Annotated in this window: 13 protein-coding genes; 2 read left to right on the forward strand and 11 right to left on the reverse strand. The window is 62.8% G+C overall.

The annotated features are described in order from the left end of the window. Positions 1-142: 142 nt before the first annotated feature. From copD to GR212_RS18735, 8 genes are all read right to left on the reverse strand, one after another. Positions 143-1,021, reverse strand: coding sequence for a copper homeostasis membrane protein CopD (gene copD / locus GR212_RS18700; RefSeq protein ID WP_163988149.1), 879 nt, complete (start codon positions 1,019-1,021; stop codon positions 143-145). A 2-nt stretch (positions 1,022-1,023) separates the two neighbouring features. Further along, positions 1,024-1,392, reverse strand: a complete 369-nt coding sequence (copC, locus tag GR212_RS18705; RefSeq protein WP_163988152.1) for a copper homeostasis periplasmic binding protein CopC — start codon at positions 1,390-1,392, stop codon at positions 1,024-1,026. Between the two features lie 148 nt (positions 1,393-1,540). Next, positions 1,541-1,864 carry an NIPSNAP family protein gene (locus GR212_RS18710; RefSeq protein ID WP_163988153.1) on the reverse strand — a complete coding sequence of 108 codons (324 nt, stop codon included), beginning with the start codon at positions 1,862-1,864 and terminating at the stop codon, positions 1,541-1,543. Positions 1,865-1,882: 18 nt separating this feature from the next. Then, complete coding sequence (gene lhgO / locus GR212_RS18715) at positions 1,883-3,100, reverse strand: L-2-hydroxyglutarate oxidase (protein ID WP_163988155.1); 1,218 nt, start codon at positions 3,098-3,100, stop codon at positions 1,883-1,885. 51 nt (positions 3,101-3,151) lie between these two features. Continuing rightward, on the reverse strand, positions 3,152-4,069 hold the full coding sequence (locus GR212_RS18720) for a polysaccharide deacetylase family protein (RefSeq protein ID WP_163988157.1): 918 nt from the start codon (positions 4,067-4,069) through the stop codon (positions 3,152-3,154). A gap of 63 nt (positions 4,070-4,132) precedes the next feature. After that, positions 4,133-5,254 carry a substrate-binding domain-containing protein gene (locus GR212_RS18725; protein WP_246725806.1) on the reverse strand — a complete coding sequence of 374 codons (1,122 nt, stop codon included), beginning with the start codon at positions 5,252-5,254 and terminating at the stop codon, positions 4,133-4,135. 50 nt (positions 5,255-5,304) lie between these two features. Continuing rightward, the gene (locus GR212_RS18730) at positions 5,305-6,351 is read right to left on the reverse strand and encodes an ABC transporter permease (RefSeq protein ID WP_163988159.1); all 1,047 of its coding nucleotides are present in this window, start codon (positions 6,349-6,351) and stop codon (positions 5,305-5,307) included. A 57-nt stretch (positions 6,352-6,408) separates the two neighbouring features. After that, complete coding sequence (locus GR212_RS18735) at positions 6,409-7,941, reverse strand: sugar ABC transporter ATP-binding protein (RefSeq protein ID WP_163988161.1); 1,533 nt, start codon at positions 7,939-7,941, stop codon at positions 6,409-6,411. 138 nt (positions 7,942-8,079) lie between these two features. On the opposite strand from GR212_RS18735, the gene GR212_RS18740 reads away from it, so the two are divergent. Then, on the forward strand, positions 8,080-9,021 hold the full coding sequence (locus tag GR212_RS18740) for a helix-turn-helix transcriptional regulator (protein WP_163988163.1): 942 nt from the start codon (positions 8,080-8,082) through the stop codon (positions 9,019-9,021). 2 nt (positions 9,022-9,023) lie between these two features. Here the strand turns inward: GR212_RS18740 and GR212_RS18745 are convergent, their stop codons facing one another. After that, positions 9,024-9,404 (reverse strand): VOC family protein, encoded by a 381-nt coding sequence (locus tag GR212_RS18745; protein WP_163988165.1) that lies wholly within the window; start codon positions 9,402-9,404, stop codon positions 9,024-9,026. After that, positions 9,401-10,312, reverse strand: a complete 912-nt coding sequence (locus GR212_RS18750; protein WP_163988166.1) for an NAD-dependent epimerase/dehydratase family protein — start codon at positions 10,310-10,312, stop codon at positions 9,401-9,403. Before GR212_RS18750 ends, GR212_RS18745 begins: the two co-directional genes overlap by 4 nt. A 136-nt stretch (positions 10,313-10,448) precedes the next feature. On the opposite strand from GR212_RS18750, the gene GR212_RS18755 reads away from it, so the two are divergent. Further along, complete coding sequence (locus GR212_RS18755; protein WP_163988168.1) at positions 10,449-11,096, forward strand: TetR/AcrR family transcriptional regulator; 648 nt, start codon at positions 10,449-10,451, stop codon at positions 11,094-11,096. 105 nt (positions 11,097-11,201) lie between these two features. On the opposite strand, the gene GR212_RS18760 is transcribed toward GR212_RS18755, so the two are convergent. After that, positions 11,202-12,065 (reverse strand): LysR family transcriptional regulator, encoded by an 864-nt coding sequence (locus GR212_RS18760; protein ID WP_246725807.1) that lies wholly within the window; start codon positions 12,063-12,065, stop codon positions 11,202-11,204. Positions 12,066-12,126 lie beyond the last annotated feature (61 nt).

Genomic DNA, 12,126 nt, shown 5'->3' on the forward strand with positions numbered 1-12,126 from the left:
GGAAGGTAGACACCGTGCATCGCGGTTTATTCCGGAGGGTCGAATATTTTTTGCGAAACGCTTTTCGTGGCCATGGCGAAGAGCCGTGATGTCGGCGGCGATCAAGCCGCAGCTCCCTTTGCGGGCCTGGCACCAGCCTGGGTCAGGCGGGGTCCTCCGTTCCGAGCGCCGCCACAAGCGCTATGACCGCCGCGCCCACGGCGAGTTCGAAAACGGCCCCGGCCGACAGGGCTCTTTCAGCCCAGCGGCTTCGTCTGCGCAAAAGCGGAACGAAGGCATATCGATTGATCATCGCCGTCAAAGCCATGATGGCGACAAGGCCAATCTTCATGAGAAGTTTCGTTTGATAGGCCGATCGCAAATCCGTCGGCAGATGACCGACGACGAGCAGGGTATTGGCGCCGCCACTCAGGAGAACCAGCGCAACGGCGATGTGGCCCAACGTCGAAAACCTGCGCAGGGCCGGGATTGCCTCGGGACGTAGTCCTGGCCGCCGGTTTGCCCGCATGACGAGAACGAAGCCGACGAGGCCGCCGAGCCACGCCCCTGCGGAGAGAAGGTGAACGATGTCGATTGCGGCGTGCCAGCCTCGTGCCGCGCCGCTATTCATCGCCGCATGGCCCGTCAATGCAAGAGAGGAGAGCATCAAGCCCGCAAGGATGGCCTGTACGGCTCCTCGATCCGGTGCCATCGCGCGAACTGAAACGAGAAGCAGCGATCCGGCGGCCAGACATATCCATGCATGTCCGGAGCTTGTCAGCGTGAGAAACGATATCGCCGTTTCAGGATCGATGGCACTGCGCCAGCTATCGGTGACCTCGGCAATCTGCGCCGGAAGAATAGCCAGCGTGGCAAACGAAAGAAGCGCAATGCACCCCGCTGAAATCCCGGCAAGATGCTGCGTCATTGCCGAGCGCAGCGGCGGTGTCGCCGCCAAGGCAACATAGCCGAAACAGCCCCACAGCAGCATCAGGGCCGCATCGATGGTGGCGCGGCCGATGATCCAGATCCAGTCTGCCACAATCACGGCTTGACCGTGAAGCTGTAGCTACCCTCTGTCTTGTGTCCGTCTGTCGCAAGGACGTGCCACTTAACCGTATAGCTGCCCGGACCAAGCTCTGACTGCAGGGGCACGGTCAGGTTCCGATCGCCGTTGGTAAGTGCGGGCTTTCCATGTGAGATCTGCTGGCCGGTCGCATCTATTATGTCGATGCCGGAAAAGGCGATGTTCAGCGCTTCGGTGAAGTCGAGCACGAGCGACGACGGTGAGGCCCTTACTATCGAGCGATCCGAAGGCGTTTCGCCCTCAAGATGCGCATGTGCGAGAGCCGGACTTGCCGCGAGGATGCAACCGAGGCTGCCGAGGGCGAAAATGGTCGAAGCGCATTTCATTGGGAATGTCCTTATCGATTGGCGGAACGAGTTCTGCCGACGTGGACATTGACCGGATGCGTTTATTCCATCCCCTCCAAAAAATCGAACTGCAAGACCGCCTGGGACCTATCGCGTCTCGAAGACAGGTTTCCCCGTATCGCGAGGTTCACGAACCCGCCTTCCAGAAGAAGGCAGGTTTCAGCAGCATGTTGGTCTGCTCGGTCTGAAAGGCGGCCTCGGCGCTCAGGCGGCGATAGGCGAGCCATTGCTCGTCGGTATAGAGGGCGGCCCGGCGGCGCTCGCGGTCGGCGGCGTCCTGGAACTGCCAGAGATGGACATAGGCGTTGACGTCGCCAGTCTCGACCGTGCCATAGAAGAGAGGATCGCCGAGATGGCGGCTTTGCGCGGCAAAGCCTTCGCGGGCATAGGCGGCAAGCTGGGCGGAGACCGTTCCGGGCCGGCAGCGATAGGTTCTGAGGTCATAGAGCATGGGGAGTTATCCTGGTTATCAGGCCGATACCGCCGTACGCCAGCCGAACCGCGCCGCAGCCCGGTTGACGAGGTCACGGCCGATGGGGATCGCCGACGTGGCGGCGGGCGAGGGGGCGTTGCAGACATGAATGCTGCGGGCGGTTTCGCGAATGAGGAAATCGTGCACGAGCGTGCCATCGGCCAGGACGGCCTGGGCGCGGATGCCGGGGCGATAGGGTTGCAGGTCCTTCAGCGTCAGCTCCGGGCAATAGCGTTGGCAGAGCGCGAGATAACCGCGCCTGTTCAGCGAATTCCACATCTCCGAAAGGCCGGAGCGCATGTTGGCGCGGATCACCCTGCGGAAGCCGGGATAGGCGATCATCTCCGCAAGGTCGCGCAGGCTGACGTCGCCGAAGCGGTAGCCGTCCCGGGCGAAGGCCAGAACGGCGTTCGGGCCGACGGTCACATAGCCGCCGATCATCTTCGTCAGGTGGACGCCGAGGAAGGGCAGGGCCGGGTCGGGGATCGGATAGATCAGATGGCTGACGATATCGTTCTTGTCGGCGCCGAGCCGGTAATATTCGCCGCGGAAGGGCACGATCCGAAAATCGAGATCGAGGCCGCCGAGCCGGGCGATGCGATCGGCCATGATGCCGGCGCAGGCGATCATGTTTTTCGCCTTGATCTCACGCTGGCTGGCGCCGATCGTCACGCCGGATGGCTCCTCGCCGATGCGATCGACGGTGGCGCCGGTGATGATCTCGACACCGCGTTCCTTCAGCAGCTTCGCCATGGTGCGCGCGACGAGGCCGTAATCGACGATGCCCGTCGTCGAGACGAAGAGAGCGCCGACGCCGCGGATATGCGGCTCGCGCCGGCGCAGTTCGGCGGCATCGAGACGCTCGACCGGCAGGCCGTTGGCGATGCAGCGCTCGTGCAGGGCGGCCATGCGGTCGAGCTCGGATGCCTGCGTCGCCACAAGCATCTTGCCGCACTGCTCGTAAGGCAGGCCATGGTCGCGGCAGAAGCGGATCGTCGCCTCGACGCCCTCCTTGCAGAAGCGCGCCTTCAGGCTGCCCGGCTGATAGTAGACGCCCGCATGAATGACGCCGCTGTTGCGGCCGGTCTGGTGCATGGCGACATCGCGTTCGCGCTCGAGGATGACGATCGAGAGACCGGGATAGCGGGTGCTGACCTCCAGCGCCGTCGCCAGGCCGACGATACCACCGCCGATGATTGCTAGGTCGTAACTCATGATGGATTCCCGGGTTCATGAGGGCCGGCCGGCGCCGGCCCTGCTTGCGCATCAGACGATCGGGGCGATCTTCTGCTTGCCGTTCTTGCGTTCCCATTCCGCCCAGGCGTCGTGCTCGTTGATGTCGCGCAGCGGCTCCGGATCGGAATAGATGATGTCGGCGATTTCATCCTTGCGCAGGAAGGTAACGCCTTTGTGCTTGCTCGCATATTCCAGGAAGCGCGCGAGCGAGCGGACGCGATAGGGGCGGCCCTGGATGCGGTCATGTGTGGAGATCGCCATCATGCGCCGGCGCGTTGCACCTTCCTCGTAAAGCTGGTCGAACTCGTCCTTCAACTGCTGTTCGTACTCGCCGGTCGAAAACTTGTAGGCCTCGAACTGGATGATGTCGTTGAGGTTCAGCGAATAGGGAACGATCGCCATGTCCTTGTCGCGCACCTTGATGAGAAAGGGTTCGTCCCGGCTGACGTCGTCGATGAAATACTTGAAGCCGAGCTCCTGCAGGATCTTCAACGTGTTGATCGTGCCACGCATGGCTGCCCCGTTGTAGCCGATGGGTACCTGGCCCGTTGCGCGTTTCACGCTGTCGATATTGTCCTGGATGAACTTCTTTTCGGCTTCGTAGTCCAGGTCGTATTGCTGCACCCAGTCGCGGCCGTGGGCAGCCGCTTCGTGGCCGCGATCGACAATCTCCTTGGCGACCTCGGGCGCGCGATCGACGGCCGAGCCGACCATGTGCGACGTCACCTTGATGCCGAGCCGGTCCCAGAGATCCAGCATGCGCTGGATGCCCTCGCGGTAGCCGTATTTGTACCAGGACTTGGTCGGAAAGTCCGGATAGGTCGGGTCCATGTCGATGAAGCCGGAAAAGGGTCCGCCCGGCCCGTAGGGCGCTTCGCCGCCTGCTTCCATTTGCATCGAGATGGAAATGACGAGACGGCTTCCATCAGGCCAAAAGGCTTTACTCATGATTGAACTCCATTCATGCGTGGGGGATTGGGGGGCGGAGGCCGGTGGCCTCCGCCCGAGGGGTCACTTGCCCGTCCAGATCTTGGCATAGGCGTCACGATAGCCGTTATCCGGATCGTAGACATTCTTGGGTCCGCCGTCCGAGCCGATGTTCGCTGCGACGACCAGATGGACGGGGGCGGAAAAGCCCGATGCCGGCTGGCCGGCGAAGGCGCGGTTCAGTTCGTCCACCGCCTGCCAGCCCTGCAGGTGAAGCGGCTCGGCCACCGTGCCGGACTGGTAGAAATTCGTGCGGATGCGCTGGAAGGCCGCCTCGCTTCCGTCACCGGCGGAAATGTTGCGGGGATGACCGTCCTGGGCGATGCCGGCGGAGGCGAGCGAGGCCGACATGAAGTCGAAGGTCAGGTCGTTGATGCTCAGCGTGTAGGTCCACTGATCGCCGAAGCGCTGCAGCAACGAGGTCGTCAGCTGTGGAATACGGGTGCTCGCCTCTGCAAGCGGTGTATCCTCCACGTCGAGAACCTTGCAGCCGCCGCACGCCTTGATGACATTGGCCATGGCGTCCGATTTCGCGACGGCGATCGCATAGGTCGAGTCGGTGAAGATCACCACGCCGGCCTTGCCGCCGGAATCGGCGACCGCGAACGAGGCTGCCGCCTTGGCGACGTCGAGCGGATCGGTTGCGATGTTGGTGAAGAGCTTGAACTCTTCGGAAGGCCCCGGATTGGTGACGGAATGCCAACCCACTACCTTGATGCCGGCACCCGCCGCTTGCGCGATAAGTTCGGCCTGTTCCTTGGCATCCACCGTGCCGAGCACGATGCCGTCAGGCTTGAGTGCAATGGCCTGCTGCAGGGCGGAGGAGCGCCCGGAGACGGTTCCCTGGCCGTCCAGCACGCGCACCGTCCAACCGATCGCCTTTCCGGCTTCCGCCACGCCGTCGCCGACACCGAGCGCGCCGCCGTTGCGCTGGTCCGCCGAGACGTAGACGATCGTCTTGCCCTTCTGGGCGGCGGGGCCCGAGGTCGGGCCCGTCCATGGCGGGTTCGGCTTGGTGACCGCGGCGATGTAGTTCTGCGCGGCCTGCGCGCCATCGTCCTGGGCATAAGCGGAGATGGCCGTCATCGTGGTTCCGAGCAGCCCGAGGGCAAAAAGGCCGATGCTTTTCCGGTAGTTCAATGTCATTTGATATCCTCCCTTGCATGACATGTTGCGAATGTTGGCTGACGCGGGCGTCAGGTCCCGATTTTCTGGGGCGGCTTGGCTCGGCCGATGGCGCGGCGGCGCTGCGAATACCCGGCGATGCCGATGGCGACGAGCAACGTCATGCCGTTGAAGAGCGGCTCGACGTAGAAAGCGCCGCCGAATTGTTGAATGCCTGAAATGCCGACCGCGAGGATGCTGACGCCGATGACCGTGCCCCAAACGTTGACGCGGCCGGGCTTGATCGTCGTGGACCCCAGAAAGGCGCCGACCAAAGCCGGCAACAGGAATTCGAGACCGACGCTTGCCTGGCCGATGCGCAGCTTGGCGGCAAGGACGATGCCGGCAAAGGCGCCGAGCACGCCCGAGGTGACAAAGGCGCCGATGACGAAGCGGCGGGTGCGAATGCCGTTCAGCGACGCGGCGCGCTGGTTGGCGCCGATTGCATAGAGCATGCGACCGATCGGCAGGTAGTCGGCGACGACCCAGAGCACGATGCTGATTGCCAGCACATAGAAGGCGGCGACAGGCAGGCCGAAGATATTGGTAGCGTAGATATTGGTGAATTCAGGCGGCAACGCACCGATGACCTGACGACCGCCGGTATGCCAGAGCGCCAGCGCATAAAGCACCGTACCCGTGCCGAGCGTGGCAATGAAGGAATCGATCTGGGCGATCTCGACGAGAAGGCCGTTGATAAGCCCGAGAAGTGCTCCAAGAGCCAGAACCACGAGCACGGCCGCGATCCAGTTGAAGCCATATTGGGTCTGCAGGCTGATGGCCAGCACATGCCACATGACGATGCCGTAGCCGACCGTCAGGTCCATGCGGCCCGCCATCATCGGCACCATGGCGGCGAGCGCGAGGACGCAGATGATAGACTTGTCGCCGAGCACCGAACGCAGGTTGAGCATTGTCGGAAAGGTCGTCGGCAGCAGGATGCTGAACAAGATGATCAGCGCGACGGTCAGGATCGGCAATCCGTAGACCGGCAAGAGCCGCATCATGCGCTGCAGGAGCGACAGATGCGCGAGCTCCCTCGGCGTGGGTTCCAACGCCGTCGATTTGATAGATTCCATGATATCCTCCCTTCCGGCCCGCAGAGTTTGGCCGGCGTCTTTGTGTGCAGGTTGCTGTCAGGCTACGGGCGAAAGCGATGCGGCGCCGAGAAGCTTGGTGACCGATAGATCGGCCGCCGGAATTTCCGCCACCACCTTGCCGGAATGGAACACGTAGGCGCGGTGGCAAATGGCCGTCACCTCCTCGAAATCGGTCGAGATCAGCAGCACGCTCAGGCCGTTCGACAGTGCGTCGGCCAACAATCGGTAGATCTCCGCCTTGGCGCCGATATCGACACCCGCGGTCGGATCCTCGAGAACGAGGACTTTCCCGCCGATGCGCATCCAGCGCGCCATCACCACCTTCTGCTGGTTGCCGCCGGACAGCGTTTCGATCGGCGCGGAGGGCAGGTTCGGCCGCAGCCGGACCCGGGCCCCCATGGTCTCCGCTTCCCGGTCCTCGGAGGCCGAAGAGCGCAGGCCGAAGAGGCTGCGGCCGGAGGCCACCGGGTTCAGGAACATGTTCTCGCGCACGCTCATGCCCTGGGCGACGGATTCGGCATTCCGGTCTCCCGCAACCATCAGCACACCCTGGGAGATGGCATCGAGCGGATCGTGCGGGAGATAGGCGGCGCCCGAAAGGCGGATGGTGCCGGAGGTGACCTTTTCGGTGCCGAACAGCGCCTTGCCGATCGCGTCCTGCCCGGCGCCGCGCAAGCCGACGAGACCCACGACCTCACCGGTCTTCAGCGAAAGATCGACGGGCCCAACGGTCCCGATCGCGACGGCTTCGAGACTGAGGACGGTCCCGGCCCCGTCCGGCGCCGATGGGCGCACGAAGACCTGCTCGTGCGGCCGGCCTATGATCGACTGGATCAGGGAGCCGGCGTCTATCTCCGAGGTTTCGGCAGTCGTCGCGACAACGCCGTCACGCAGGACCACCACGCGGTCGCAGAGCGCATAGACTTCATCGAGGCGATGGGAGACATAGATCATTCCGACGCCGCGCGAACGCAGCCGCCGCAGCACGTCATGCAGCCTCTCGACCTCGGACTGCGGCAGGCTGGCCGTGGGTTCATCGAGAACGATCAGCTCGGCATTGCTGGCCAGAGCCCTGGCGATGGCGACGAGCGACTTGTCGGTGCGGCTCAGGCTTTCGATGCGGTCACCGGGATCGATCTCGCCGCCGATCTCGGCCAGCGCCCGGCTTGCGCGCTCGCGGCTGGCACGCCAGTCGATCAAGCCGAGGCGGCGCGGGTAGCGGGTGGCGAGCATCATGTTCTCGGCCACGGTCATCCAGGGGATCAGGCCGAGGTCCTGGTGGATGAACGCAACGGATCCGGCTTTGGTCGCGGCCGGGACGCTGTCGCCCTTGAAGCTCAGGGTGCCGGTATCGGCCTGATACACGCCGGCCATGATCTTGATGAGGGTGGATTTGCCTGCACCGTTCTCGCCCAGCAGCGCAACGATCTCGCCTCGGGACACCGCGAACGAAACTTCGCGCAGCGCTATCGTGCCGCCGAACCTCTTGCCGACGCCCGAGACGTCCAGAAGCGTCTCCGAAGGGCGGCCTGAATGAGCCCCCGGCGGTGCGTAACCAAGACTGGACATGTTCGTTCCTCCCCGGAGCGGTTTTAGATTTTCTGCTCCTCACCACTTGCGACGCTGATCTTGTCACGTTAAACCAAGGCCGTCATTCGGAAATAGGCCAGCAATTTACTAATATCGGACAATCTCGCGGAGGACGAAATGAAAGCAATGGAGCCTGAGGAAAGCTGTCCGCTAAGCGGTTCGGTAAAAGTGATGCAGCGCTTCGTTCTCGGGAGGCGGGACGAGCGCTTCGCGATTTCGCGCGCCCAGCCGTCCCATGCCGTGGAACTGAAGCTCTCCTCCTTCGATGCGAGTTCCGAGCGCGAATCCGGCGGCATGCTCGTTTGCGTTCACGATGGAGAGGCGAAGCTGTTTGGCGCCGCCGGCTGCTGGACCCTGCCGTCCGGCCACATGGTCTTCATACCCGCGGATCGCTCTTATCGTCTGGTGGCGACCGGTCCTGTGGAGCTGACACTGGTAAAATTCACCGGCGCCGAAGCGGTTTGGCATCATCCGGGCTGCTGGGCCGTCGCGATGCCGGCACTTGCCGTCGAGATGGCCTCCTTCGCGCGTCGCTGGGGCGTGGATCGCGATCCGGCCGACCAGGTCGCCAATGATTTCTTCCGTACGATGGGCCATCTCTTCGCGATCTGGTTCGATACCAGGCGCAAGATGTGGACCCCCTTCGGCAACGGACCCGACATGGAGCGGGTCATCGAATTTGCGCGCGATCATCTCGAAACCGCGTCGCTGACAGATGCCGCCGCCGCGGTTGCGATGTCCGAGCGTACCCTGCGCCGCCGCTTCAAGGACGAACTTGGCATCAGCTGGCGGGAATTTATCAACGAACTTCGCATGAGCGAGGCGATGCGCCTGCTGCGCCAAGGCAATATCAGCGTGACGGAGACGGCCTATGCCGTGGGCTTTAACAGCATCGGCGCCTTCACAGTCGCCTTTACAAGCTATACCGGATCGACGCCGGGTAGTTTCGTACGGCGGCACACGAAGGCCGGCCGGATCTCCGGCCGGGATGTGCATGACGGACAAGGCACCGCACCCCTATCGCTTCATGGAGAAGAACGCCGGCGACAGCACGCTTAGGTTCACTGCTGAGGCTGGTCGCGGAAAACGAGTTCGAGCAGGATGTCGGTCGGCGTTTGCACGAAGATGCGGCGCTCGCCGAGTTCCGGCAGATTCATGAGCGAATGAGGAATGCGCAGCGCCTCCACCTTGCCGAGCATTCCTTCGTAGTCGTCGAGGCGGAAGGCGACGTGGTCGATCGCCTCTCCATCCCGTTTGACCGGCCCGCCACGGGCGGGAATAAGATGGACGATCGGCTCGCTGCCGGCATAAAGCCAATAGCCGGGGAAGGAAAAGGCCGGGCGATAACCGACCTTCAGGTCGAGAAGCGTCTCGAAGAAGGTGCGCGTCGCCTCAAGGTCGCGGGTCCGCAAGGTAACGTGGTCGAGCAGATACACCGTCATGCCGCAGCTCCCGTTTGTGCAAACACCTTGAACCAGTCGGGCAGCGATGGCCCCTTTGGCTGCCATCCCAGACGACGGGCGTTGAGCGCATTGACGTAGCTGTTGGAAGCGACGCCGAGCCTGGCGCTTTCACCGAATTGGCGGATGATGTCTGCCACCGGAACGCTCACCGTCCGGCCGTCGAGTTCAGGCAGGGCGCCGATCATCTCCGCGATTTCCCTAAAGGAGTTGTATCCGTTCTCGGCAAAGAAAAACGAGCCGCCGGGCGCCTTCTCGAGCACCAGCAGGTAGAGGCTCGCGAGATCGTCGATGTGCACGTTCGAATAGACGTTCAGGCCCTTGCCGAAATAGACGCCGGCGCCGTTCTGGCGCGAGAGGCCGATGAGCTTGGGAATCTGATCGCTGTGGGGTTGTATGCCGTGGCCCGCGCCGTAGATCATCCCGGGGCAGATGACGATCGTGCGAACGCCCTTTTCGATCGCTGCCTGCCGCACATAACGGTTCAAGTCGACGCGGGAGCGCCGGTGGGGAACAGGTTCGAAATAGTCGTCCTCGGCGAGCGGCACTTCGGCGGCATATTCGCCATCGGCATGGTCGGTAACGATCGAGGATCCGGAGGTGTGGATCAAAGGCTTGCCGCTGCGCTCGAGCGCGGTGACGAGCGTGATCACCGAGCCCGCGTGATCGGCGTTGGCAGAGTGGATGACCGCGTCGGCCGCTTGCGCAAGTGCCGTCAGCTTCTCGGCGTCGTCGAGTTCGCCGACGACGGCATCGATCCCGCGCGCCTTCAGCAAAGGGACGTCCTTCTCCGATCGCACCAATCCGACAATGGTGTGGCCGGCGGTTTTGAGGCCCTCGGCGACCGAGCCGCCGATGTAGCCGGCCGCTCCCGTGACAAAGATCTTCATGATGTTCCTTTCGCGCGCCGTTCCTGTCTTGTCTCGGCGGCGGCTTGACTATAGTGTCGACTAAATGACAGCGGTCGCTGTCGTTTGTGCGACAGTGATTACTGTCGAATTGAATGTCAAGAGGGTCATGTGTCCTATGGTCAAGACTTGGTCGGCCGATAATCCCAAGGCTGCGTTGATGGAACGCAAGCGCGCGCTCATCGTCGACGCCGCGTTGAAGGCGTTTCTGGATTCCGGCTACGCCGAAGCCTCGGTCAATCATATCGCGGCGGAGGCGGGGGTCTCGATCAAGACCCTTTATCGGCATTTTGACAGCAAAGACGACCTCTTCAGCGCGGTCATGCAGGCGGCCTGCGACCAGCCGCTCGGTCCGCATGCACCCATTCAGGACGGGACGCCAGCCTGGTATGATCTTCCTCCTGACGAGGCATTGCCGATAGCCGGTGAAGAGTACCTTCGGCACGTCCTGTCTCGCACACAGCTTGCGCTCTATCGCGTGGTTGCGCGCGAGGCCGATCGCTTCCCCGATCTGGGCCGCAGATACCAGGAGCAGACGAGTGGCAGCATATATGCGCAGTTTGTCCGCTATCTCGAGCTTTGGGCCGAGCGCGAGGATTGGCGCCTCGTCGATAAGCGCCGCGCCGCCCAAACATTCGCCGCTCTTCTCAAGGCCGGGATCTTCGACGAGGCTCTTCTAGGCCTGGGCGTGGCGTCGCCGCAGGAGATTGCAGAGCGGGCGGAGAGGGCTTCCCGTGAGATACTGCTACTCCTAAAGGCCCGGTAGAATCATACCTGCGCGGCCGCCAGATCGGCGATTTCGCATCAGGCAGCCATCCGCGCCATGTCCCTTTGCCGTGCGGAGGACGGAGCGCTGCTCTGAAGAGTGCTTCTATGCACGCACCGCATCGAGAACGGCCTGGACAAGGCGGCTCGATCGAACATTCCGCGGCCGCAGCAACCCGATTTCGCGATGCGGGGCATTTCTCAGCGGCAGCCGCGCAACTCGCAGGTTGTCGAAAAGCGAGGAGCGCCAGTCGGGCATCAGCGATACGCCCAATCCCGCTTCCACCATGACCGCGATCGCCTCCAAGGAGTCCAGCTCAAGCCATTCACGCGGCAGGATGCGGAGCGACTGGAGATAGGTATCCGCCAGGCGCCCGCCCCAATTGCTTCTGTCGTAGCGGATGAACGGCTGCTCGCGCAGCAATTGATCGGCGGGTGTTTCTGCGAATTCCGGCGGCGCCAGCAGAACAAACGGCTCCGAGCGGATCAGATCCCACTGCAATGTCTTCGGTATGGGGAAGGGCGGCTTGACGAGGATTGCAGCATCGATCTTCTCTTCCAGAAGCCCGTTGTAAAGCTCTGCGGACGTGCCGGGCAACAGGAAGATGTCTACGCCGGGAATGGTGTCGAAAACCCGCCGTAACCCACCGGGAAGCAGCCCCGTCAACGCCGTCGAGATTGCCCCGAGGCGCAGTTCGCCGAATGCCTGGTCGTCGTGCGCCAGACTTTTCAGCTCTCTGACCTCCGACAGGACCCGCCTGCTCTTTTCCATGATGGCGAGGCCAGCCTGCGTGGGTTTCACGCGCCTTCCGGAGCGCGCGAGAAGCGGCAGGCCGATTTCATCTTCCAAGGCTTGAATGCGCTGCGCGATGCCGGCCGGCGTCACGCCAAGCCGTCGCGACGCTTCCGCCAGCGAGCCATGCTGGGCGACCATCAGGAAGGTTTCGAGGAAGCGCGTTTCCATAATCATATTTTCTATCGTCTGAAAGAACAAAAAGGAAGGTTTTCTTTTGTTTTCGAGCGGTCATAGT

It is taken from the genome of Martinezella lusitana (genome assembly GCF_010668395.1).
GTDB classification, from domain to species: domain Bacteria; phylum Pseudomonadota; class Alphaproteobacteria; order Rhizobiales; family Rhizobiaceae; genus Rhizobium; species Rhizobium lusitanum_A.

Coding starts and splice junctions, on each gene's coding strand:
- GR212_RS18725 (WP_246725806.1), bottom strand. CDS start 5,254: ATGACATTGAACTACCGGAAAAGCATCGGCCTTTTTGCCCTCGGGCTG.
- GR212_RS18730 (WP_163988159.1), bottom strand. CDS start 6,351: ATGGAATCTATCAAATCGACGGCGTTGGAACCCACGCCGAGGGAGCTC.
- GR212_RS18760 (WP_246725807.1), bottom strand. CDS start 12,065: ATGATTATGGAAACGCGCTTCCTCGAAACCTTCCTGATGGTCGCCCAG.
- GR212_RS18755 (WP_163988168.1), top strand. CDS start 10,449: ATGGTCAAGACTTGGTCGGCCGATAATCCCAAGGCTGCGTTGATGGAA.
- lhgO (WP_163988155.1), bottom strand. CDS start 3,100: ATGAGTTACGACCTAGCAATCATCGGCGGTGGTATCGTCGGCCTGGCG.
- GR212_RS18710 (WP_163988153.1), bottom strand. CDS start 1,864: ATGCTCTATGACCTCAGAACCTATCGCTGCCGGCCCGGAACGGTCTCC.
- GR212_RS18750 (WP_163988166.1), bottom strand. CDS start 10,312: ATGAAGATCTTTGTCACGGGAGCGGCCGGCTACATCGGCGGCTCGGTC.
- copC (WP_163988152.1), bottom strand. CDS start 1,392: ATGAAATGCGCTTCGACCATTTTCGCCCTCGGCAGCCTCGGTTGCATC.
- GR212_RS18720 (WP_163988157.1), bottom strand. CDS start 4,069: ATGAGTAAAGCCTTTTGGCCTGATGGAAGCCGTCTCGTCATTTCCATC.
- GR212_RS18735 (WP_163988161.1), bottom strand. CDS start 7,941: ATGTCCAGTCTTGGTTACGCACCGCCGGGGGCTCATTCAGGCCGCCCT.
- GR212_RS18740 (WP_163988163.1), top strand. CDS start 8,080: ATGAAAGCAATGGAGCCTGAGGAAAGCTGTCCGCTAAGCGGTTCGGTA.
- GR212_RS18745 (WP_163988165.1), bottom strand. CDS start 9,404: ATGACGGTGTATCTGCTCGACCACGTTACCTTGCGGACCCGCGACCTT.